This window comes from Priestia sp. JV24 (assembly GCF_025910025.1).
GTDB classification, from domain to species: domain Bacteria; phylum Bacillota; class Bacilli; order Bacillales; family Bacillaceae_H; genus Priestia; species Priestia megaterium.
In genome coordinates this window covers 77,099-101,136 of the sequence record NZ_JAPCIN010000016.1, presented here as the reverse complement: position 1 = coordinate 101,136, position 24,038 = coordinate 77,099, and the positions used below count along the sequence as shown (strand labels likewise).

At 34.2% G+C, this 24,038-nt stretch carries 18 protein-coding genes and 1 pseudogene; 15 read left to right on the top strand and 4 right to left on the bottom strand.

Annotated features, from left to right (window positions below):
* Positions 1-623: 623 nt before the first annotated feature.
* A complete protein-coding gene (locus OK414_RS12930; RefSeq protein WP_263045804.1) occupies positions 624-821 on the top strand; it encodes an IDEAL domain-containing protein in 198 nt (65 codons plus the stop codon).
* Positions 822-1,008: 187 nt separating this feature from the next.
* On the opposite strand, the gene OK414_RS12925 is transcribed toward OK414_RS12930, so the two are convergent.
* Complete coding sequence (locus OK414_RS12925) at positions 1,009-2,442, bottom strand: PLP-dependent aminotransferase family protein (RefSeq protein ID WP_263045803.1); 1,434 nt, start codon at positions 2,440-2,442, stop codon at positions 1,009-1,011.
* Between the two features lie 183 nt (positions 2,443-2,625).
* On the opposite strand from OK414_RS12925, the gene OK414_RS12920 reads away from it, so the two are divergent.
* Positions 2,626-3,582 (top strand): carbon-nitrogen hydrolase family protein, encoded by a 957-nt coding sequence (locus OK414_RS12920; protein WP_263045802.1) that lies wholly within the window; start codon positions 2,626-2,628, stop codon positions 3,580-3,582.
* Positions 3,583-3,967: 385 nt separating this feature from the next.
* On the opposite strand, the gene OK414_RS12915 is transcribed toward OK414_RS12920, so the two are convergent.
* Both OK414_RS12915 and OK414_RS12910 read right to left on the bottom strand, forming a co-directional pair.
* Positions 3,968-5,179 (bottom strand): Zn-dependent hydrolase, encoded by a 1,212-nt coding sequence (locus OK414_RS12915; RefSeq protein WP_263045801.1) that lies wholly within the window; start codon positions 5,177-5,179, stop codon positions 3,968-3,970.
* A gap of 5 nt (positions 5,180-5,184) precedes the next feature.
* Positions 5,185-5,880 carry an L-2-amino-thiazoline-4-carboxylic acid hydrolase gene (locus tag OK414_RS12910; RefSeq protein WP_263045800.1) on the bottom strand — a complete coding sequence of 232 codons (696 nt, stop codon included), beginning with the start codon at positions 5,878-5,880 and terminating at the stop codon, positions 5,185-5,187.
* A gap of 129 nt (positions 5,881-6,009) precedes the next feature.
* Between OK414_RS12910 and OK414_RS12905 the strand changes: the two genes are divergently transcribed.
* The 13 genes from OK414_RS12905 to OK414_RS12845 all read left to right on the top strand — a co-directional run bounded on the left by OK414_RS12905 (position 6,010) and on the right by OK414_RS12845 (position 22,307).
* Positions 6,010-6,885 (top strand): LysR family transcriptional regulator, encoded by an 876-nt coding sequence (locus OK414_RS12905; protein WP_263045799.1) that lies wholly within the window; start codon positions 6,010-6,012, stop codon positions 6,883-6,885.
* 89 nt (positions 6,886-6,974) lie between these two features.
* The gene (locus OK414_RS12900) at positions 6,975-8,435 is read left to right on the top strand and encodes a sodium/proline symporter (protein ID WP_263045798.1); all 1,461 of its coding nucleotides are present in this window, start codon (positions 6,975-6,977) and stop codon (positions 8,433-8,435) included.
* Positions 8,436-8,852: 417 nt separating this feature from the next.
* Complete coding sequence (gene cysI, locus OK414_RS12895; protein WP_263045797.1) at positions 8,853-10,565, top strand: assimilatory sulfite reductase (NADPH) hemoprotein subunit; 1,713 nt, start codon at positions 8,853-8,855, stop codon at positions 10,563-10,565.
* A gap of 254 nt (positions 10,566-10,819) precedes the next feature.
* Positions 10,820-11,626 (top strand): uroporphyrinogen-III synthase, encoded by an 807-nt coding sequence (locus OK414_RS12890; protein ID WP_263045796.1) that lies wholly within the window; start codon positions 10,820-10,822, stop codon positions 11,624-11,626.
* 52 nt (positions 11,627-11,678) lie between these two features.
* Positions 11,679-13,118: a PLP-dependent aminotransferase family protein gene (locus OK414_RS12885; RefSeq protein WP_263045795.1), complete on the top strand. Its 1,440-nt coding sequence runs from the start codon at positions 11,679-11,681 to the stop codon at positions 13,116-13,118.
* A 568-nt stretch (positions 13,119-13,686) separates the two neighbouring features.
* Complete coding sequence (hisC, locus tag OK414_RS12880; protein ID WP_263045794.1) at positions 13,687-14,799, top strand: histidinol-phosphate transaminase; 1,113 nt, start codon at positions 13,687-13,689, stop codon at positions 14,797-14,799.
* 31 nt (positions 14,800-14,830) lie between these two features.
* On the top strand, positions 14,831-16,126 hold the full coding sequence (locus OK414_RS12875; RefSeq protein WP_263045793.1) for an aminotransferase class I/II-fold pyridoxal phosphate-dependent enzyme: 1,296 nt from the start codon (positions 14,831-14,833) through the stop codon (positions 16,124-16,126).
* A 7-nt stretch (positions 16,127-16,133) separates the two neighbouring features.
* On the top strand, positions 16,134-16,877 hold the full coding sequence (gene hemQ, locus OK414_RS12870; RefSeq protein ID WP_263045792.1) for a hydrogen peroxide-dependent heme synthase: 744 nt from the start codon (positions 16,134-16,136) through the stop codon (positions 16,875-16,877).
* 40 nt (positions 16,878-16,917) lie between these two features.
* Entirely contained in the window at positions 16,918-18,393 is a 1,476-nt protein-coding gene (locus tag OK414_RS12865) for an aminotransferase class I/II-fold pyridoxal phosphate-dependent enzyme (RefSeq protein ID WP_263045791.1), read from the top strand.
* Positions 18,394-18,506: 113 nt separating this feature from the next.
* Positions 18,507-18,938: a YfmQ family protein gene (locus OK414_RS12860; RefSeq protein ID WP_263045790.1), complete on the top strand. Its 432-nt coding sequence runs from the start codon at positions 18,507-18,509 to the stop codon at positions 18,936-18,938.
* Between the two features lie 837 nt (positions 18,939-19,775).
* Entirely contained in the window at positions 19,776-20,414 is a 639-nt protein-coding gene (locus OK414_RS12855; RefSeq protein WP_263045789.1) for an FMN-dependent NADH-azoreductase, read from the top strand.
* Positions 20,415-20,428: 14 nt separating this feature from the next.
* A complete protein-coding gene (locus OK414_RS12850) occupies positions 20,429-21,058 on the top strand; it encodes a DsbA family protein (RefSeq protein WP_263045788.1) in 630 nt (209 codons plus the stop codon).
* 550 nt (positions 21,059-21,608) lie between these two features.
* Positions 21,609-22,307, top strand: a complete 699-nt coding sequence (locus OK414_RS12845) for an alpha/beta fold hydrolase (protein WP_263045787.1) — start codon at positions 21,609-21,611, stop codon at positions 22,305-22,307.
* A gap of 598 nt (positions 22,308-22,905) precedes the next feature.
* Here the strand turns inward: OK414_RS12845 and OK414_RS12840 are convergent.
* Positions 22,906-23,994, bottom strand: a pseudogene (locus tag OK414_RS12840) (NAD(P)-dependent alcohol dehydrogenase).
* Positions 23,995-24,038: the final 44 nt, after the last annotated feature.

Here is a 24,038-nt window from a genome sequence, read left to right as displayed (position 1 = left end):
TATAAGAATAACAACCAATAAGTTTATATATAATATATGTCTATTAAAATAACCAACAAGTTTATATACAGATTGTATATAATAGTTAATTTTATTTTATGTACAAGAGTAATAGTTAATGTATTTTATTAAAAATAGTTATATCATTTACCTAACTTGTAGAAAAAGTTTATATTTGTCGTTATTTAGAGTAAATAGTATAACTTTAATTTTTATAAAATAGTTGATACATTTACATCTTTATATAAAATTAATTTATCCTTTATCTTCAATAAAGATTACGTTAATAAAGGCTCTCTTAAGCTAAATTGTTATAAATTTTATTTTAAGTTATTATAAATTCAAAAATTTCTTTAGAGGTAAAGAGAAGATAGATTGATATATATTAAAAGGTGGGAATGTTTATTTGTTGTTGCTAAGTATAGATAATAAAATATTAATCTTCATGATTTAATTTTTATCTTTTTTTATCTAATTGAAGACATATGAACATATCTGGAAGGAGATAGGAGCGTAATTATGCATATTATTCTATATCTCACTTCATCTATCAACCTTGCATAAAAAGAGTGCAAACGGGAATACTGTTTGCAAAAGAGAAAAGATAAAGGAGTTGACGTTTTATGGAAAATAATGTACTTAACGGAATGGATCGAGTTGATCCAAATTTACGTGATGAAATGTTGGCTGAACAGTTTTTGGATCAGATGATGAATGACTTCAAAAGAAGTAAGATTCTTGAGGGAATTGATCAATCCTTAAAGAATAAAGATAAAGAGACTTTTTTACGTTTAACGGAGAAACTTAAATCCATAGCTTGATCAAGGAGATATTTTTATAATAGAAGAAAATCAGAAAAACCTTTACTATGTTTAGTAAAGGTTTTTTCTTATAAAGGATTAAGCTACATGATCACTTTTAAATATCTAACTAAAATGTATTACAAGAAAAATAGTTGTAAATTTGAATGCCTTTTTTGTATTTTTTAGAACTTATTTAAGTTGAAAATCATATACGAGATAAAATATCAGCGAATTTTAATACAGCACCTTTTATGTGTTTTTTCTCTAATCGAGCATACGTAAAACGGACATATCCATCTGTAAAACCATACACACTTCCAGGCATGAATAGAATATTATTTTTTATGCCTTCCTCTACAAGCTTTTCATCACTAATTTTTTGATTTATTTTGCACCAAATATGAAGTCCGCCATTCGGAGCAATAAAGTTAACTTTCTCTCCCAAGATTTCATGTAACGCAGAAATCATTGCATTTCTTCTATCCATTAATTCTTGGGTGAGGGCCTTACGGTGAGTTGTATAATCAGCTGATTGTAAAAATTTATTTGCTATTAACTGAGGGAAGATACTTAGGCCAAAATCCATTTGTTGACGGGCATCTGCTAAGCGACTAATAACCGATTGTGGACCAATTAACCAACCAATTCGTAGGCTAGAAGCAACCACTTTAGAAAGAGAACCAATATATAATACATTACCATTGTGATCGAAAGATTTAATGGGAGAATGTTTTTCTTCTTTGAAAGAGAGCAAACCAAACGGATCATCTTCTACAATCGGAATTCCTAACCTTTCGGCAATCTCTATTACTTCTTTTCGACGTGTGTCAGTGAGTACAGTTCCAGTTGGATTCTGATATGTTGGGTTTAGAAAAACCATGCGAATTTGATGTTTATGATATAAACCCTCTATATCCTGAGGATTAATTCCATTAGGACCAACAGGTAAGCCAAATATACGTAGCCCAGCTGATTGAAATAATGGAAGTGAATAACAGTAAGAAGGAGATTCGATAGCAACAGCGTCACCAGGACTTAGTAAACATTGGGTAATGAGATACAAAGCCTGTTGAGCACCTGATGTGATAAGAATAGAAGAACTAGTAGTCTTGATATTGTAATTAATCTTAACATAAGCAGATAATGTCTCACGTAGACCTAAGTGCCCTTGTGGATGCTCATAACTTAAATCATTTGGAAAGGATTCATCAACTAGAGAAGATTGCAGTAATTGAGAGGGGAATAAATCAGACGATAATTCACCACTTGCTAAATCAAATCCATTTTCTAGCTGTTTTGCTGTTTCACGGATACGTTTAATTAAGGGGTATGTAGGTAAAAATGTACTTCCTTCTACATATCTTCTCCAGTTTGTAGATCCTTTAGATAAAACTCCCCATTTATGGGTGCTGACACGTGTACCACTCCCACGTTTTCTTTCCACTAAACCAACTGCATGCAATTTATCATAGACATGTACAATGGTCATGCGGTTAACCTTTAATCGTTCAGCTAATTTACGTTCCGACGGTAACAAGGTTCCTGGTGGAAATTCACCATAAGAAATCTTCTGTTCAATGAAATCAAAGACTTGTTGGTGCAAAGGCTTATTTGACTGACGATCTACTTTCCACTCCATTTTTATTCACCTCATGTTAATAATTAATTCAGATTATATTTTTAAAAATTGGATTAGTCAATATGTATCCAATTGGATTAGTCAATATGTATCCAATTGGATGCATACAAAGAACCCCTTTTTATTTATCATCATATTTAAGATTTATATTAAATGGATTTATTAAAAAGAGGAGGATTTATCATGACTACACAACAACCTAATGTACGAGTAGCTGTTATTCAAGCTGCTTCAGTTATTATGGATCGAGAAGCAAGTACAGAAAAAGCTATTTCATTAACTCTAGAAGCAGGAGAAAAAGGCGCTAATATCGTGGTATTTCCTGAAGCTTTTATCCCAGCTTATCCAAGGGGACTAGCATTTGGTGCTACAGTTGGAAGTCGTTCTGCAGAAGGAAGAAAAGATTGGCTTCGCTATTGGGAAAATTCGGTTTCAGTTCCTAGCGAAACTACGGACAAATTAGGAGAGGCAGCACGCAAAGCTGGTGTTTATCTCGTCATTGGTGTAATTGAAAGAGATAACGAATTTAGTGGTGGGACTCTCTATTGTTCAGTATTATTCTTTGGACCAGATGGAACATTACTTGGCAAACATCGTAAATTAAAACCGACAGGTTCAGAAAGATTAATCTGGGGGGAGGGAGATGGAAGTACACTTCCTGTTTTTGATACACCCTATGGAAAGATAGGAGCATTAATTTGTTGGGAGAATTACATGCCACTAGCAAGGGCAGCGATGTATGCAAAAGGAGTTCAAATTTATATTGCCCCTACAGCAGATTCTCGAGATGTATGGCAATCAACGATTCGTCATATTGCAGTAGAAGGAAGATGCTTTGTGTTATCTTGTAATCAATATGTAAATAAAGATATGTATCCCACTGATTTGGCATGCTATGATGATTTGACTTCTTCTCCTGATGAAATGTGTCCAGGGGGAAGCGCTATTGTCGGTCCTTTAGGTGAGTATATCAAGGAGCCAGTTTTTGGGAAAGAGGAATTGTTAATTACAGATCTTGATTTACGTGAGATTGCCTACAGTCAGTTTGATTTTGACGTAGTAGGACACTACTCCAGACCCGATGTCTTTCAACTTGTGGTGAACGAGGAGAAGAAAGAAAACGTAAAGTGGAAAAACTAAAAATGTTTTAAAATGCCACTATCTAAACATGTCTTTTTAAATCAAAGAACAGATTCTCTGATAGTTTTTTCTTTGGTACTTGTTATTTATAATGCCAAATTAAAAGCTTATATTTAATAGAGAAATTTAAATCTGTGTCTTAATAAAATAAGCAATATATATAATAGAAGAAACTCATCAAAAAGAAGCCCTTGTTTTTATATATCAAAACTTATTTTTGATGAGTTTTTTATAACTTCTTTACGAATTTTTATCAAAACTATTTTCTATTACTGCAAATGGAACACCTAATTATTGCTAACTGTTTATAAAAATGAGTAACCCATCGCTCCTAAGGGTTGACAGGTTTCTGACTTTTTATTTTTATGTGCAAATATATATAGTTTTACTTTGCAAACTCCACTACTGTATCATAAAAAATATTCGTTGCAATGACAATATCCTCATCTGAACTATACTCTAACGGATTATGGCTAATCCCACCTTTTGAACGAACGAATAACATTCCAATTGGTGCCACATTCGCCATATTCATTGCATCATGCCCCGCCCCACTTATTAATGAATAAGGTTGTACACCGTATTTTTCAATACTACTTGCAAGTTGCTGTTGAAGCATAGGCGCTGTCTTTGCAGGTTTTACGCGCTGTAAAACTTTCGATGTCACTGTAACATTTCTACGCTCAGCAACCTTTTGGAGTTGTTCTAAAATAGAACTTTCTAAAGCACTGATTTTTTGCTCATCAATATCACGGATATCAATTGTAAAGGTTACTCTACCTGGGATGACATTTACACCATTTGGTTCTACATTCAGTTTACCTACAGTAGCTACAGAATTGGTTGTGCCATTTAACATTTGTTCAATTGCTAAAATCATTTCACTTGCAGCAGTTAAAGCATCTTGGCGAATTGGCATTGGTGTTGCACCTGCATGCTCACTCACGCCTGCAACCGTCACTTCTATCCATAATGGCGCTGCAATACCTACCACTACACCTACTGGTAATTCTTCATTTTCTAGTACTTTACCTTGTTCAATATGCATTTCTAAGTATGCTTGAATGTCATTACGTTTTACCTTTTCTAAAGGAAGAGGTGATAATTCGAATTGTTTCATCGCCTCTTGAATAGAAATATCCGATGCATCTCTTTTCTGTAATTCCTCATATGTTAAAAGACCGGCCATCGCCCGACTACCGATTAAACCAAAACCAAAACGAGTCCCTTCTTCATCTTTAAAGGCTACAACTTCAATTTTTTTTGAAAGTGGTAATTGTTGTTCATATATCGTTTGTACGATTTCGATTGCTGCAAGAACACCTAAAGCACCATCATATTTTCCGCCTTCCGGCACCGTATCAATATGAGAGCCTAGCATAATCGTTTCACTTTTTTCACCGTATGTTCCAATAATATTGCCGACTCCATCAACGTTGACAGTCATTCCGGCTTCTTTCATATACGATGTTACTAGCTCGATAGCCTGTTGTTCTTCAGATGTAAAGGAGAAACGATTTATCCCACCTGTTACTTTATTCCGCCCGATTTGACTTAAAACGTGAAGACGCTGTAGCAGTCGGTTTTCATTAATCATTATACTCACTCTTTCATTTGAAATTGGAAATGACATTGACCCTCACGTAATACGAATTGATCATGTACAACTTCAAAATTTTTATTGTATCCTTTTGCAATGGAAGGATCTATTACTTTACAATAAAGAATACCGTATTTACCCATATTGTCATCCGCCCATTGTTGACCAAATGGACATTGGGTAAATGTTTGTTCAACTTCATTCTTTTTGTAAGTTGTATCAATTTCAAATAAATCACTACGTCCCATATCATAGTTCGTTAGATAATTTTCAACAGAATTTTCTAAACCGTTTGTACGAGCACGTTGTGCAATACCTTCACCACGTTTCTTGCCAAAGCGTTCTACTGCTCGCATAATTACCTGTTCGCCTTGCTCACCGTATTCATCAACAACTTGTTTTGCAATTTGTGCAAACATTTTTGAAAAACGTGCGTATGTTGTCAAATCAGCAAATTTCTCTTCTCCTTCAACGATTTGTGGTAAATATTCAAAGAAAGTATGGTTTTCACCTTCTGCCGTTGCCTTTTTCGCCATTATCTCAGCATCTTTTAAACCAAAAACCTCTAACCCTTTTTGAACTAATTCACGTCCATGTTCACCATATTCCTCTGTAATAGAGAGATGCAGTTCAGTGAACATTTTGGCTGTAATAATATCCATAGATAAAGCCTTCATCATTAATTTTTCTTCTTCCATAGTCTCTATCTCTCCTAAAATTCGTATTGATTTACTTGGATTTTATTTTATTATAGAGGGTAGACTAAAATAAATCGAATGAATATTTTTGTAAAGTAATATGAAAAAAATTAATACAAGGAGTTTATTATGGCTACATTAGCTCAATATATTGCATTTCATACACTTATTGATACAGGTAATTTTACAGAAACGGGTTTAAAGTTGAATCTCACACAGTCCTCTATTAGTCATGCTATTAGTAATTTAGAAGCAGAATTAGATCTGTCTCTTATTGTCCGCAATCGAAATAATATCGTTTTGACGAATGAAGGTAAAATAGTTTATGAACATATCTCAAAAATCTTACAAGAACAACAGCATCTAGAGAACACAGTGTCTAATTTAAAGAATCTCATCGGGGGCTCCTTATCCGTTGGTACCCTTCCAAGTGTATCCCTTGTTTTATTACCTAAAATATTAGCTTATTTTGAACAATACTATCCTAACTTAAATATCCGATTGATGGAGGGAGATTATGATCAAATTGAGGAGTGGATAAATAATGGAGTTGTGGATGTTGGTTTCTTAGTAGACCCATCTTTAAAAAATCTTATATTTGATTTTGTTTTTAGTGATGAACTCGTTTGTATTATGGCAAAAGAACATAGGTTAGCAAGTGAGGATAAACTTTACCTAGAACAATTAAAAGATGAACGATGGATTATGCCAAAACGTACAATTGATCGTGATGTTTCACGTATTTTATCTCAAAGTAAGATTTTTCCCAATATTGTTTATGAATTATCTGTTGATCAGGTAATTTTGACGATGGTAAATGAAAACTTAGGTATTTCGATTATGCCGACTTCTTTATTGATTCATGCACCTAATAACCTCGTTCAAAAAAATTTTTATGAATCATATGTTAGACGCGTTGGAATTGCTCACAAACGTAATATTCACCTTTCTCCAGGTGCTTTAAAATTTGTAGAAATAGCTAAATATTTCGCTTCACATTTGTAAAATAACTATTGACAAATAAAAATTTCCGACATAATATCTGATAAAACCAATTGGTATTGTTTATTTTGATTATATGGAGGAAAAATGTTATGCAAACTGTTGTATATATTGAGATTGCTATATACTTAATTGCTATGCTTGCAATAGGTATTTATTTTAGCAAGAAGGATTTGTCGCACAGTGATTATTTTCTAGGAGGAAACAAGCTTCCTGGCTGGGCGCTTGCATTTTCTGAGCGTGCTACCGGAGAATCAGCTTATATGTTTTTAGGAGCAATTGGATTTATTTATGTAGCTGGCTTATCGGGTATTTGGATTTTATCTGGAATGTTTTTAGGAGTTATTGCTTCATGGTTATTTTTATCAAAACGTTTTATGACAGAACAGCAAAAATATAAGGTGAATAGTTTGACAGACTATATTGCTGTTAAATTCCCTAAACATGCAGATATTATTCGTTGGTTAGCTTCTGGTGTTTTGGTATTATTCTTTGTTTGTTATTTAGCTGCCCAATTTTCAGGTATGGGAAAAACCATTTATTCGTTTTCTGGTTTTAATATCACATGGGGAACAATTATTATTGCTGCAATTATTATTGCATACTCTTGCATGGGTGGATTTATGTCTGTCGTATGGACAGATACTATTCAAAGCTTTTTAATGCTTGCTTCATTCATTATCGTGCCAATTGCAGCTTTCATGGAGATTAAAAATCAAGGATTAAGTATTTCAACTGAGCTTGCTAATATGGGACATGGTGCAGATAGCTGGGTTGGTGGTTTAAATGGAGTTGCCTTAGGAGCTATGCTATTTACAAATCTCTCATGGTTCTTTGGCTGGTTAGGTGGTCAGCCTCAATTAAGCTCTCGTTTTATGGCAATTACCACTGAAAAAGAACGTGTTACAGGTCGAAACATGGCGATTATCTGGACGCTGATTGTCTACGTAGGTGCCTTTTCATCTGCAATTTTTGCTTCAACTTTATACAAACAAGGAACAATTGATGATCCAGAGATGATTTTACCTCACATGGTATTCGAAATTTTACCACCATGGATTGCAGGGATAATCGTTGCGGGCATTTTAGCTGCAATTATGTCTACTGCTTCATCACAATTATTAGTTATTACTACTTCCATTAGTGAGGATATAATTCACAAAACACTACGTTGGAATATCTCAAGTAGAAAATTAGTTCACCTTTCACGCCTTGTAGCCGTTATTAGTGGTATCGTTGGTGTCATTATTTCGCTTAAATCCGGCTCTGTTATTTATAGTCTTGTATCCTTTGCATGGGCGGGTATTGGAAATACTTTTTCAGTTATTATCTTATTAATTTTCTTCTGGAAGCGTGTTTCAGGTATTGGTGTTATCGCAACGATTATTATAGGATTTGTTAGTGCAATTGGTTGGTCACTTTCACCACTTGAAGCAATGGTATCTGCAAAAGCTGCAACATTCTTTATTTGCTTAATTGTTGGCATTGTGTTCTCTCTAATTTATCCTGATACAGAAAAAGAAGTACAGATCAAATCTAAATTAGTAAAATAACGAAAATAGGGATTTAAGAATGGTGACTTAACACCATTCTTAAATCCCTTATTTTTATTTTTTCAGAATTAAAATTTATCTTTCAGACAACTTTTCTCACTAACAACAAAGAGAGGGATGGCCAAAACAAAGTTGAATTTATATATCGGTTGTTTTGAGCTGAATGGACCATGCAGGTTTTCTGTCTTTGTCAATGATACTTGAACCAAAGCTAAAAACTTAATCAGTTAATTTCCCTGTAAGGAGTTCACTATTTTTAGAACTTCATTTTAAGTGGTTGGTAAAAACATCTCCTTATTGGATGGTCCATTTTATTCCTTTTCTTTTATTATTTAAAGAGAGGGGTATATTGAAACTAAACAAAGAAAACGTCACTACGTGATTGACAGGCTACTTAAATGGAAGGGAGTTTTCAATATGGTGAATCAAATATTAAAAGCGCCAAATGGCCCACCAAGTGATGTAGAACGTATCAAAAGAGAGAGTAACTATTTGCGTGGCTCTCTAGCACAATCAATGCTAGAACCACTTAGCGCAGGGATTTCAGATGATGACAATCGTTTGATGAAATTCCATGGAAGCTATCTACAGGATGACAGAGATTTACGCAATGAACGTCAAAAACAGAAACTTGAACCGGCATATCAATTTATGATACGTGTCCGAAGACCAGGCGGCGTGGCGACACCAAAACAGTGGCTGGTCTTAGATGAACTTGCACAAAAGTATGGCAATGGAACCTTAAAATTATCAACACGCCAAGCATTTCAAATGCATGGGATTCTAAAATGGAATATGAAAAAAACGATTCAAGAAATTGATTCAGTTCTTATGGATACTATTGCAGCCTGTGGTGATGTAAATAGAAATGTAATGTGTAATCCAAATCCTTATCAATCTGAAATTCATGCTGAAGTTTATGAATGGGCTAAACAATTAAGTGATAAGTTACTACCTCGTACTAGAGCGTACCATGAGATTTGGCTTGATGAGGAAAGAGTTGCTGGTACACCTGAGTTAGAAGAAGTAGAACCAATGTATGGTCCACTTTATTTACCGAGAAAATTTAAGATTGGTATTGCGGTTCCACCGTCTAATGATATTGATGTTTTCTCACAAGATATTGGACTTATTGCCATTGTTGAAAACGAGAAACTAGTAGGTTTTAATATAGCTATTGGTGGTGGTATGGGAATGTCCCATGGTGACACTGAAACATACCCTCAACTTGCAAAATTAATAGGTTTTTGTAAGCCAGAACAAATCTATGATGTAGCAGAGAAAGTCATTACAATTCAGCGTGACTATGGTAATCGTTCTGAACGAAAAAATGCCCGATTCAAATATACAGTCGACCGCCTCGGATTAGAAACCGTTAAGAATGAGTTAGAAAATCGCCTTGGCTGGTCATTAGATAAGGTAAGGCCGTATAAATTTGATAGTAACGGTGATCGTTATGGATGGACAAAAGGTATACAAGAAAAATGGAATTTCACTCTGTTTGTTGAGGGTGGTCGTATTGGGGATTTTGAAGACTATAAACTAATGACTGGTTTGCGGGAAATTGCTAAGGTCCATACCGGGGATTTTCGCTTAACTGCTAATCAAAATCTAGTCATTGCTAATGTATCAAACAAGAAAGAAATTAACGAGTTGATTGAACAATATGGTTTAACAGACGGTAAGTATTTTACAGCACTTCGTCGTAGTTCCTTAGCATGCGTAGCACTCCCAACCTGTGGTTTGGCAATGGCAGAAGCCGAACGCTATTTACCAACTCTTCTCGATAAAATCGAGGTTATTGTTGATGAAAATGGCTTGCGCAATGAAGAAATTACGATTCGTATGACTGGGTGCCCGAATGGATGTGCCCGTCATGCATTAGGTGAAATAGGGTTTATCGGTAAAGCACCAGGCAAATACAATATGTATCTCGGTGCAGCCTTTGACGGTAGTCGTCTAAGTAAAATCTATCGTGAAAATATTGGAGAAGAAGAGATTTTAAACGAATTACGTATACTTCTTTCTCATTACGCAAAGGAGCGTAATGAGGAAGAGCACTTTGGGGACTTCGTTATTCGTGCAGGCATTGTCAAGGCAACTACAGATGGTGCTAATTTTCATATGTAAAATAAAGGAGAGACAGGAATCTAATCCTGTCTCTTCTTTATAGTTTCACCTTATTTAAGAGGGATTTGGTATGTTCGTGAAATTACTAACTAATGACATATATTAAGTGGATGGCTTATTAAAAGTAAAATTGGATGGTTATTTTTCTTATAAAGTCTTTAATATAGAAATAAAAGGCTAAATAATTTTAGAGAATAAGACAGTATAAAGTAAATATTAAAGACAGAGAATTTGAAATGAGATGAGGAAAACAGGTGACAAAGAAATTATCAGCTAAACACGTAGCTATTGGAGCGTCGCGTAAAACAGAAGAAATAAGTATGTTAATTGAAAAGCAAGGTGGAACTCCTATTATAAGATCTCTTCAAGGAACTGTATTTTTAGCAAAAAAGGAATTAGAAGTAGAATTACAACAGGTTATAAGTGCCGGAGTAGATTGGACCATTTTCACGACAGGAATTGGAGTAGAGACACTTTTAACTACAACTGAAGAGTTGGGTATTCAAACTGAGTTTCTTAGAATGATTCGTCATGCTAATGTAGCAACGAGGGGCTACAAAACATTATCTACCCTAAAAAAAATGGACATTAATCCAGTTGCAACAGATGAGGATGGTACCACTCAAAGCTTACTACACTCTTTAGAGAAGTTCGATTTTAAAGGAAAAAAAGTCATGGTACAACTTCACGGTGAGAAGGCGCCTAGATTAATTAAGTTTCTTGAAGATAGGGGAGCCCATGTATTTAAAGTTTTACCGTATCAACATATTGCTCCTAATTCAGAAATTGTAAAGAAACTATGTAATGAATTAATCAACAATGAAATAGATGCAGTTTGCTTTACCACAGCTATTCAAGTTCGATCTCTTTTTGATTTTGCTAAAGAACATGATTATCACCAAGAAATTCAGCAAGCATTTAAGGAACAAGTTGTAGCTGTTGCAGTGGGGAAAGTAACAGCTGAGGCATTAAAGGAAGAAGGGATTCAAAGAATAATTGTTCCAGAAAAGGAAAGAATGGGTGCTATGATTATAGAACTGTCTCGGTTTTATGCAAACTAATTATTATATAGTAGGGATTTACTAGAGAACTAAAAGTAAGGATGAAGTAAAAATGGATTGGAAACCAGATCGTTCAGATAAAAAACCTATTTATAAACAAATTGCTCATTATATAGAACATGGAATTGCTACAGGAATCTTCTCTCCGGATAGTACGTTACCATCAGAGCGAGCACTTGCGAGTGAATTAGGAGTAAATAGAAGTACTATTATATCAGCGTATGAATACTTACACTCTTTAGGCATTGTTGAGCGAAAAAAAGGTAGTGGAACACGTATAAGTACAAACATTTGGGGAATTTCTCACAAACGAATTCCAAATTGGGGAAGATATGTAGAAGATGGTTCATTTTTACCTAATCTCCCGTTAGTTCAAAAAATTCGTACAGAAACACAAAAAGATAATTTTATTAATTTGGCAAGTGGTGAGTTAGCATCTCATTTATTTCCAACTATTCAATTTCGTGAAATTCTTTCTCGACAACCATTCATAGAGAATTTAGGATATGACCATCCTCAGGGGAATGAACTTTTAAGGGAAACGATTTCTCAACATGTAAAACAGTATAAAAATATAGATACAAATTCTTCTTCTATTCTTATTACTTCGGGTGCACAACAAGCACTTCACCTTATTGTTCAGTGCTTATTAAAGCCAGGGGATGCTGTGGCAATTGAGGATCCGTCTTATTGCTTTTCTCTTCCTATTTTTCAATCCGCAGGGCTTCGAACTTTTTTATTACCTGTAGATAAGGACGGAGTGAATCCTAATGATCTTATATCATTGCATAAAAAGCATCGCATTCGAATGATTTTCTTAAATCCTGATTATCAAAACCCAACAGGGACGGTTCTTTCTACACCTCGTCGTAAAAAAATATTAGAACTGTCATCTGAATTAGGTATTCCTATTGTTGAGGATGACCCTTATACGTTGACCACTTTTGATGGAGAAGTGAATCAAACATTGAAGTCAATGGACTCTAATGGAAATGTTCTTTATATTAGTTCTTTATCCAAAATTGTTGCCTCAGGGCTAAGAATTGGTTGGATTATAGGTCCTCAGTCAGTGATTCAAAGACTCGCTGATGCTAAGCAACAAGTTGATTTTGGACACAGTGTTTTTCCACAATGGGTTGCAAACCAATTTTTAAGTTCATCATATTTTTCCGAGCATATTCTTACTATTAGAAAAAACCTTAAACTTCAAAGAGATGAACTAGCTAAAAGTCTTCATGAACTTTTAAGTGATGAAATGGAATTTTATATGCCAAATGGTGGGATCCATATGTGGTGTAAAATAAATAAGCCAATCCATGAAGGGCGTCTGCTCGAAGAATCGCTAAAGAAAGGCATAGCTTTTGTTCCAGGGACTATTTTTGGTTCCCAAAAGGGATATGTACGCTTCACTTTTGGACGAGAAAAAGTTGAATCAATTAGAGAAGGTATTCTTAGATTTGCAGATGCATTAAAAAGCGTAACTAACACATAAATTTTCTTAAGCATGTTATTTTTCAGATGAACACTGGCTTGATTCAATAATATTTTTATGTAAAGTATTAATCAAGCCAATAAATATGCCACGTAGAAATTATATAAAGGCCAAAATGATTCATGATAAATTCATGAGTCATTTTTTTTCTCGAAAATATTAATTTTGAAAAGGGATTTTGAAAAAGTGGTTGGTTAAATTAACTCATAATTGGATGGTTCTTTTTCATTTATATTCTTTATTATAAAAAGAAAGGCCATAAATGTTTAATTACTATCGCTCCTTCCCAAAGTAATTTACAGGAGTCTAACTGAATTGAAATAAAGGGAACTATAGATTATATCGAGTGATAGTAAAGCCTGTTTATTTAGCTTATATCACTCTAGCGAGAGCTTTATTTAACTTGCGCTCACACTTATGTTAAGTATGTTCCAAAGTATATCTTTCAAAATTATGTGAATTACTTCACATTAAAATTAGTTTAAAGATAATTTTATTTAAAAACGAAGTGAATTGTCACTTATTTATGAATTTAAAATGAGTAAATTTTCTAGAAGGAGCTTTAAAAATGTCCATTCATCAAACTATCCAAGCACGTAAAGTATTAGAACACATTCAGCCATATTCGCCAGGCAAACCTATTTGGGAAGTACAAGAAGAGTTAGGGCTAGACCAAGTAATTAAAGTAGCCTCTAATGAAAATCCTTTAGGTCCGTCTCCTAAAGCACTTGAAGCTATTTTAGTAAGCCTAACAGGAATTAACCGTTACCCAGACGCGAATGCTACAGATCTTAAGAGGCAAATTGCTGTTCGTTCTAATCTATCACCAGAGCAAATTATTGTGACAAATGGAGCTGACGAATTAATTACTTTGATTTCTGAAACGTTCTTGAACTTAGACGATGAAATCATTGTTCCTTCTCCTTCTTTTAGTGAGTATGACTTTGGTGCCTACTTAATGGGAGCTAAAGTTGTGGGTGTCCCTTTGGGAGAACACTACCAATATAATGTTGAATCCATTCTTTCAGCTGTGACTCAACGAACAAAAATTGTTTATCTTTGTTCTCCAAATAATCCAACAGGTACTTACTTATCAAAAAATCATTTACACATATTACTAGATTCTTTACCAAAGCACGTATTAGTTGTATTTGATGGAGCATATAGTCACTACGCGACAGCTGATGATTACACAGATGGAATTGAATATGTTAAATTAGGCTATCCAATTATTGTATTACAAACTTTTTCTAAGATATATGGTCTTGCAGGCGTTCGAATTGGTTTTGGACTTGCGCCAGAAGCTATTGTCCAAAATATTCTAAAAGTAAAAGAACCCTTTAACGTTAATACTTTAGCTCAAGCAGCTGCCACAGCAGCCATAAATGATGATAAGCATGTTGAAGCCTCCCAAGAAGCCAACACACTAGGGCGCTTACAATTGTATGAAGGCTTTCCTAAACTTGGATTATCTTATACAGAGAGCATGAGTAATTTCGTACTTGTTAGGGTTGGACCAAAAGCAAAAGACGTTTACGAAGAACTTCTTTCTAAAGGAATTATCGTTCGGTACGGAGACACATGGGGACTGAAGGAATATATCAGAATTTCAGTAGGTAAGCCAAAAGAAAATGATATTTTACTTAAAGCAATGGCTTCAGTTTTACAAGAGACGTGTTAATAATAATTTTATTTGTAAGGGGGAAGTTTTCATGCACGATATTGCTAAAAACCTAAACAACGTAATAAAAAGTGAAAATCCTTTTATTTATGACATGCTGTCAGGCTTAGGTAAAAACTTATATAACCAGAAAGGTATTTTGAGTCAAAGTGCTGAAGCAAGCAAGCGAGCTTATCGATTTAATGCCACGATTGGGATTGCAACTGAAGAACATGAACCTATGCATTTTCAACATATACAAGATCATTTTATAGGATATGCTCCTGAAGATATCTATCCATATGCTCCCCCAGCTGGAAAGCAAATATTGAGAGAGTTATGGAATGAAAAATTACTACTGGATAATCCATCTTTACATCATCAAAATTTTGGACTTCCAATTGTCACAAACGCTTTGACTCATGGTCTTAGTATTGCGGCGGATTTATTTGCAAATCCAGGGGATTCTGTAATCGTACCGGATAAATACTGGGGGAATTATCAATCAATCTTTCATGTTCGAAGAGGGGCGAATTTATTAACTTATCAACTGTTTAATAAGGAGAGACGATTCAATACTTCATCTTTTAAAGAAATCTTATTAAATCAAAAATCAAAAGGTAAAGCTATTGTACTTTTAAATTTCCCTAACAACCCTACAGGTTATACACCAGACGCCAAGGAAGCTGAAGAAATTATTGCTGTTCTAAATGAAGCAGCTGAATCAGGGATTAGTATTGTTGCTATTTTAGATGATGCCTACTTCGGATTATTTTATGAAAACTCTATTAAAGAATCTTTATTTGGTCAATTGGCTGGTCTACATCAAAACATTTTGCCTATCAAGGTGGATGGAGCAACAAAAGAAAATTATGTCTGGGGACTAAGAGTTGGTTTCATTACGTATGCCTCCCCTAGTTCTGGCATTCTAGATGCATTGGCGCAAAAAACAGTAGGGCTTATACGGGGAACTATTTCAAGTAGTTCTCATTTATCCCAAACTGTTATCTTACAGTCTCTGCAGTCACATGAATTTGAAAAAGAGAAACAGCAGAAATTTCAATTGATGGAACGAAGAGCTAAAAAAGTAAAAGAAGTATTGAGTCAAAAAAAATATAATGATTACTGGTCTTATTATCCGTTTAATTCTGGTTACTTCATGTGTTTACAGCTTAAAAATATAAATGCAGAGGCGCTTAGAATGCACTTATTAAACCAATATGGGGTAGGCACTGTTGCGATAAGTTCAACAGATTTAAGAGTTGCTTTCTCTTGTGTAGAAGAACACGAAATAGAGGAGCTATTTAATCTAATATATAAAGGCGCTAAAGATTTAGCTAAGGAGTGAGACAATTATGAGTCAGTCAGTTCAAACTTTAGATGGCTGGTATTGTCTGCAAGTTTTTTATAAATTAAATTGGAAAACATGGAAATTACTACCTATTGACGAACGACAAGTTGCTCTTGATGAATTTATAAAGGTGAGAGAAAAATGGCATATCACTCAACATAAAAAAGAAGGTAGCTTTGGTGTATTCCAGGTTACTGGCCATAAAGCAGATATCATGTTGATGTTCCTTCGATCAAATATGGAAGAACTTAATGATATTGAAAATTCTTTGAATAAGACTAAATTAGCTGAGCATATGGTACCAGCTACTTCTTATGTATCTGTAGTAGAGCTAAGTAATTATTTAGCTAAAGGTGAAAATCCATACGAGAATCCTAATATTCAGGCACGGTTATATCCTATCTTACCTGACACTAAATATATATGCTTCTACCCCATGAATAAACGTCGTCAAGAGAACGATAATTGGTATGTACTACCGATAGAAGAACGTAATCAGATGATGCGAAGTCATAGTATGATTGGGCGAAGTTATGCTGGAAAAGTCAAACAAATTATTTTAGGTTCGGTTGGTTTTGATGATTTTGAATGGGGAGTAGCGTTATTTGCTGATGACGTTCTTCAGTTCAAAAAATTAATATATGAAATGCGGTTTGATGAAGTAAGTGCCCGTTACGGTGAATTTGGTTCTTTTTTTGTGGGACAAACACTTTCTAAAGAAAAAATTACACGTCTATTGCACATATAATTAAAAACAACATTAGATAAACTAAGAGGTGTATTAAAGATTGTATTCTCAATTTCAAACTCCATTATTTACAGCACTACTAGAACATGCAAAAAAAAATCCAATCCAATTCCATATTCCAGGTCATAAAAAAGGAAATGGAATGGACCCTGAATTCAAGGAATTTATCGGTGAAAATGCACTTTCTATCGATTTAATTAATATTGCTCCGTTGGATGATTTACATCAGCCAAGGGGAATTATTAAACAGGCACAGAATTTGGCGGCTGAAGCATTCGGTGCAGATCATACATTCTTTTCTATCCAAGGTACAAGTGGTGTGATTATGGCAATGATTATGTCTGTATGTGGGCCTGGCGATAAAATTATTGTGCCTCGTAACGTACACAAATCTATTATGAGTGGAATTGTACTTTCAGGTGCTACACCTATATTTATTCACCCTCAGGTAGATCCCGACCTTGGTATTTCACATGGGGTCCCGCCTGAATCTATTGAAAAAGCATTAAAACAACATCCAGATGCTAAAGCTGTACTTGTTATTAATCCTACGTACTTTGGAATCGCGGGGGATTTGAGAAAGATTGTAGAAATTACTCATTCCTATAATATTCCTGTACTTGTAGACGAAGCACATGGTGTGCATATTCATTTTCATAATGAATTGCCTCCTTCTGCGATGCAAGCAGGGGCTGATATGGCAGCTACCAGCGTGCATAAGCTAGGAGGGTCAATGACACAAAGTTCTATATTAAATGTACAGGGGACACTTGTTTCGACAGAACGTATACAAGCTATTTTAAGTATGTTGACAACAACTTCTACTTCTTATATATTACTTGCTTCACTAGATACAGCAAGAAAATCCTTAGTAACAGAAGGACAAGCATTACTAGAAGATACTATTCGTATGGCAGAAAAAACCCGTAATCAAATTAATAGAATAGAGCACCTTTATTGCGCAAGAAGTGAAATTTTAGGTACATCTGCAACCTTTGCCATAGATCCAACAAAACTTGTTATTTCAGTGAAAGAATTGGGTGTTACAGGGTATGCTGTAGAGAAATGGCTTCGTGAGAAGTTTAATATAGAAGTGGAACTGTCTGATCTTTATAACATTCTTTGCATTATCACACCAGGTGACAAGGAAGAGGATGTCTTAAGACTTGTCCATGCTTTAAAAGAACTTTCGAGAGAGTTTAAGCATCAATCAGATACCGATATAAATACTGATGTTCTATTGCCAGAAATTCCATTACTTGCTTTAACACCTAGGGATGCTTTCTATGCGGAAACAGAAGTGGTTCCCTTTGAAGAATCAATTGGAAGAATTATTGCTGAATTTGTGATGGTTTACCCACCAGGTATACCGATTTTTATCCCTGGTGAAATCATTACAGAGGAGAATGTGCTATATACTAAAAAAAATATAGAAGCCGGTCTTCCTGTACAAGGTGCTGAAGACCTTAACTTAAAGTCTATACGTGTTTTAAAAGAGCATCGGGCTCTTAAATAAGATTAACGTCAACCTTTTTAGGTTCTCTAGAGTTTATAAAGCTAAATGAGAAACTTACCAGAAAATAAGTCATGTAATAATATTTAGAATGTAATTAACGGAGATGAATGAAGATGACATGGATTGTAGTACTTTCAATAATTGTTGTAAGTGCTTTAAAATTATTAATAACAACTATGCCAACCCCAGTAGTTAAGTGGTTTCTCGGAAGATTTGAACTACACTCTAAACTTACTCCCTCTCATGTGAGTATTAAAAAGAACGGGAAAATATTAGAGGGTGAAGAGAAAGATAAATTTATTGCTAATTTCAATGAAGCAACTTTTTTAGAGAAATATTATGTACATTCAGGCAACCAACAACACTTTTTACATCCTGAAAACACTAAAAACCCATATGTTATTGATGCTAAAAGAGGTAAAAGCAATGTTAAATTGTCTGTTTATACTTATAAGGACCGTGTAGACGTTGTTAAGCAATATAAGAAGAGAATAGAAGCATATAGTTTACTTTCTGATCCTCTTCAACAAGAAGCTGTGTCTTAACTTAAAAAGATTGCTTCTGATTTAGTTAGGCATCAACCTAATTCTCATTCTATTCAAGTATGTTAGTTATTTAAAATGTAGTATTTTCTTAGGGAAAATAAGTTACTATGTAGTTGCAGATGCATTTTATAGTAAAAAGTCACCCATTTTGAGCTGCACTCCAATTGTTAGACAAAAGCTAATAATTAGAGGGGATGTTCAGAACAGGTAGTTCTTTAAGAAAAAAGAAGTGGATAAACTCCTCTTCTTTTTTTCTTTGTTTTTTTGTTACTCTACTAAACTAAACTTGCTTTTCAACATTCTTGCACCATTATTTTTATTTATTAGGATTTAAATTCGCTTTTCGTATGGATGATTTTTTTGTTTTTGGGTATAAATCATGCTCTAGTGAATCTGTTTTATGTATGACTTCTATAGTACACAGTATCTAATAAATGACTTGAGTCCCATCATAGAGCCTACTCGCTTTTTAATGAGCCGATGATTTTCTGAAGTAGCTACTAAGTATCTAAATAATCACGACTCGGTTTATTAATCAGTATCTATTTCGTTAGTATTGAAGCGTTTATGCAAGCACTATGTACGCGTTGTTACATAAACATTTTTATCAATTATATCGTTTAATTTTTATAGTTGACTTAATAATATGATGTAACTATAATGGTTACATACAATCGTTGTAACAAGTTTAGTTACAACTGATGATTTACATCTTTTGTAAAGAGGAGCTCCTTTCTACACTTATTACTCTATATACTGAATAAGTATTTACTTGTTACTTTGTAATGTTGAAAAAATCAATTGAATTTTATCTAATTTGAAAGGAAGTATTTATTTATGGCAAAAATCCTTTACATTACTGCGCATCCTTATGATGAGTCTCAATCCTATAGCATGGCAGTAGGAAGAGCATTCATTGAAACATATAAAGAAACAAATCCACATGATGAGGTTATTCATATTAATCTATATAAAGAGAAAATTCCACACATTGATGCAGATGTGTTTAGTGGATGGGGGAAACTTCAATCTGGTTCAGGATTTGAACAACTACCACAAGAAGAACAAGCAAAAGTAGGACGTCTTGGTGAGTTAAGTGATCAATTTATCTCAGCAGATAAATATATATTCGTTACCCCTTTCTGGAATTTCTCGTATCCTCCAGTTATGAAAGCTTACTTGGATGCAGTTTCTGTAGCAGGTAAATCTTTTAGATATACAGAAAACGGGCAACCAGTAGGATTGCTGACAGACAAAAAGGCAGTGCACATCCAAGCACGAGGCGGTTTTTACTCCGAAGATCCAGCTGCAGAACTTGAGATGGGACATCGCCATCTTCAAGTAATGATGAATTTCTTTGGCGTTCCTTCTTTTGAAGGACTCTTCGTTGAGGGACATAATAAGGCTCCTGAAAGAGCACAAGAAATTAAAGAAAATGCAATTGCTCGTGCTACAGAGTTAGCACAGAACTTTTAAAGAGGTACTATGTAATGAATAAAAAACAAGATACTCTTATATATGTGTGGGATGCATACTGTGGTTGGTGTTACGGATTCTCGAAAAGCATTAATACTTTTTATAAAAAACACCCTGAACTTTCATTGAATGTTTTATCAGGAGGTTTATTTGTAGACGATAAAAAGCTATCAATAAAATCTTTTCCACATATTCCACAGGCAAATAAAAGAATTAGTGAACTTACTGGTGCAGAATTTGGATTTTCCTACGAGTCTTTATTGTCAGAAGGTAATTTTGTGCTAGATTCAGAAGCTGCAGCAATCGGCTTTTCTACATTAAGGTCATTGGCACCAGAGCGTAGTTTAGAATTTACTTCAGCTATACAACATGCATTTTATTATGATGGCAAGAGTTTAAGTGCTCCTGAAACTTATCGAGACATAGCTATTGCTTATAACCTTAATCCTGAATTAGTTGTAGAACAATTTGAAAAAGAAGAAATTCTTCAGGATGTCTATAATGACTTTAAAAAAGTTCAGGAGCTAGGCATTCATAGCTACCCTACTTTACTTTTAAAACGAGGAGAAAATTATATCCCCATTGGGGGAGGTGCTATGACGGCTGATAAAATCGAAGCTCGTCTTCAAGATATCTATTCATAAAATAACAGGATGACATAAAAGCACTCTTTATTTAGATAGTTCTATATTGCATAAAGAGTGCTCTTTTTGAAAATTAATTATTATTTATCTAATTTTTGTTTCTCATGACTTGCCTTTTAAGACACGAATTGAGGAGGTAGCAGCTGCTCCGTAAAGGATCAATTCAGGAAAGAAAGGTCAAGGACTTTCCTAAATAGTCGTAAATACAATTCGTTTTGCTCACAAAGTTCATCCACTGGCTATATTTCTAACGTTAAGTTGTCTTCAAGAGAAAGTAATAGTCACTATAGGGGATTTTTACATAAATTTTTCCCATTAATTCATTAACCTAAAACGGTAAGTATTAATATGAATTTGAAGATTTTTAGATATATGGTCACTAATAAAAGATACGTTACGCTTCAATTGCTAGTTCAAAAAAACATCAATTTTTATTTATATTCTTTAGTGAAACCTTAGTATATATGGACTTTAGAAAGCAATTGAGAAAAGATAAATTTAATTAATGCTATACACAATATTATTGATTTTGAATTGGAGTGAAAATAATTTGAGTACTTATGTATTAGTCCATGGCGCATGGCAAGGAAGATGGATTTGGGACAAAGTGGTTCCTTTATTAGAAAAGGAGGGGCATACGGTAATAACAATCGATTTGCCTGGAAGTGGAAATGATCAAACATCTCCCCAGGAGGTGACGTTAAAAAGTTACACAGATAAAGTTTTTGAGACAGTAGTGCAAGCAAAAGGTCCCGTTATTTTAGTGGGTCATAGTATGGGAGGAGCCGTAATCACTCAAACAGCAGAATATTGCTCTGATAAAATTGAAAGGCTTATTTATTTATGCGCATTCGTTCCTCAAAATGGACAATGCTTAGGAAACCTAACTGAAGGAAAAGAAGGGCCTAAAATGATTGTAGATAAAGGTAAGAAAACCTCTACTTTAATTGACGAACATATTATCAATACATTTTTTAATGAATGTTCTGAACACGATGCAATTAAAGCAAAAGCAAAAGTTCGCCCACAACCTTTGTTACCATTTACACAAGAAATGAAGCTGACTAAAGAAAAGTATGATAAGGTGCCGCGTATATATGTTGAAACAACAAAAGATCATGCAATTCATATCGATTTTCAAAGAAAAATGCATAGGCAATTAGATTTTGAAAAAATTATCAGTATGGATGCAGACCATTCTCCTTTTTTATCTTACCCAGAAGAATTAGTTAAGCATTTATTGAATTAAATTAATGGTTAATAAAGAGAATATTATTTGAACTCAAATATTAAAAAGGTACTAATGCCTAAAGATATATTCTAGTAGTATTAAGCCTTTTTTATTCTCTATCAGTATTATTAATATCAAGTTCGCATAAATTCCACCTTGAAAGATACCAAATCTAGGTTTTTATTTGCTCGATTGTGAATTCAGGTTTAGGACTATCTAATGAGCAATAAGTAGATCTAACATTGCTCTCTTTCCTTAAATCCTAAGTTATGAACAACTTCACTATTTATGAAAAGTCTCTTACTTTTGATTAAAAAGAGGCAAACTCACCAAAGGTGAGAAATGTTCAAAATCCCAATTTTTTATCCATCAATTATTTGGATTAGTTTCATAAACTGGCGTTTTAGAGGAATGTTCTCCAATTATGAGGAGTCTAGAGGTTTCAGCGCAGCTTTCGCCTTATTACACATAACTAGAGGAAAAATTCTAAGGCTTAGATAGTTATTCAGTACGTAATTATGTGCAGAAATAAAGAAAAAGTCAAATAACGCCCCTTAATATTAAGGGGAGCGTTGTTTGACTTTTTCTTATAGAAGCTATAAAAGGAATTTCAATCTCACTGAATGCGAATGATTGGTTTAATCGTTATTCCTTTTTTAGAATCTTCAAATGCTTTGTTAATTTGTTCGAAGTCATAAAATTTCACTAATTTATCAAAAGGAAATTGACCTGCTTTATAATAGTTAACCAAATGAGGGATGAATACACGTGGCACTACATCGCCTTCAATAACACCCATCATAGTTTTACCTTCAACCATTAAATCGTTATGCACATCAATATTCATTTTAGGAGTGACTCCTAAAATAGCAACTGTACCTAATGGCCGCAAACCTTGTAAACTTTGGCGAACTACAGATGGCACTCCAGTGGTCTCTACTGCATATTTCGTTCCACCGTTCGTTAAGGCTTTAATTTCTTCTACAGTATCTATTTTTGACCCATTGAATATATGTGTAGCTCCTAACTCCTTTGCAAAATCCAAGCGACTATCGTGTATGTCTACTGCTATGATATACTTACATCCCGCAATTTTTGCTGCCATAATTGCACTTAAACCTACAGCGCCAGCGCCGTATATTGCAATTGTTGACCCAAATTCTGGGCGGATACGATTCAATACTGTACCTGCTCCAGTTTGAATACCACACCCTAAAGGTCCAAGGAGTGTAATATCTACATCTTTATCTACTTTCACAACATTACGTTCATGTGCAATTGCATATGTACTAAATGAGGATTGTCCAAAAAAAGTAGATAATTTTTCACCATTTTGACTTAATCGATGGGTGTAATCAGTTGCTTTACCTCCAAAGTTTAGTTCATTAAATGTTTCACATACAGTTGGATGGCCAGTTAAACAGTTTTCACAATGTCCACAATGTGAAAATGAAATTACAACATGATCACCTTTTTTTTAAGTTGTAACACTTTGACCCACACTTTCAATAATTCCTGATCCTTCGTGACCTAATACAGCTGGAAGGGGTGCAAGGGCTGCATCACGAGCAACTGCATCTGTATGACATACACCTGTAGCCACAATCTTCACTAATACCTCATTTTCTTTTGGAGGAGCTAAATCCACATGTTCAATCTTAAAATTCTCTCCTTGCTTATGTGTTACAGCTGCCTTAATTTTCATAGAAAACTATACTCCTTATTCAAAATATTTAAAGTGAAAGGCAA

Bases quoted from the DNA above. Each gene is read 5' to 3' on its own strand.
- OK414_RS12930 (WP_263045804.1), top strand. From the start codon at position 624: ATGGAAAATAATGTACTTAACGGAATGGATCGAGTTGATCCAAATTTA.
- OK414_RS12855 (WP_263045789.1), top strand. From the start codon at position 19,776: ATGGCAAAAATCCTTTACATTACTGCGCATCCTTATGATGAGTCTCAA.
- OK414_RS12860 (WP_263045790.1), top strand. From the start codon at position 18,507: ATGACATGGATTGTAGTACTTTCAATAATTGTTGTAAGTGCTTTAAAA.
- OK414_RS12900 (WP_263045798.1), top strand. From the start codon at position 6,975: ATGCAAACTGTTGTATATATTGAGATTGCTATATACTTAATTGCTATG.
- OK414_RS12925 (WP_263045803.1), bottom strand. From the start codon at position 2,442: ATGGAGTGGAAAGTAGATCGTCAGTCAAATAAGCCTTTGCACCAACAA.
- OK414_RS12885 (WP_263045795.1), top strand. From the start codon at position 11,679: ATGGATTGGAAACCAGATCGTTCAGATAAAAAACCTATTTATAAACAA.
- OK414_RS12920 (WP_263045802.1), top strand. From the start codon at position 2,626: ATGACTACACAACAACCTAATGTACGAGTAGCTGTTATTCAAGCTGCT.
- OK414_RS12905 (WP_263045799.1), top strand. From the start codon at position 6,010: ATGGCTACATTAGCTCAATATATTGCATTTCATACACTTATTGATACA.
- hemQ (WP_263045792.1), top strand. From the start codon at position 16,134: ATGAGTCAGTCAGTTCAAACTTTAGATGGCTGGTATTGTCTGCAAGTT.
- hisC (WP_263045794.1), top strand. From the start codon at position 13,687: ATGTCCATTCATCAAACTATCCAAGCACGTAAAGTATTAGAACACATT.
- OK414_RS12850 (WP_263045788.1), top strand. From the start codon at position 20,429: ATGAATAAAAAACAAGATACTCTTATATATGTGTGGGATGCATACTGT.
- cysI (WP_263045797.1), top strand. From the start codon at position 8,853: ATGGTGAATCAAATATTAAAAGCGCCAAATGGCCCACCAAGTGATGTA.
- OK414_RS12910 (WP_263045800.1), bottom strand. From the start codon at position 5,880: ATGGAAGAAGAAAAATTAATGATGAAGGCTTTATCTATGGATATTATT.
- OK414_RS12875 (WP_263045793.1), top strand. From the start codon at position 14,831: ATGCACGATATTGCTAAAAACCTAAACAACGTAATAAAAAGTGAAAAT.
- OK414_RS12915 (WP_263045801.1), bottom strand. From the start codon at position 5,179: ATGATTAATGAAAACCGACTGCTACAGCGTCTTCACGTTTTAAGTCAA.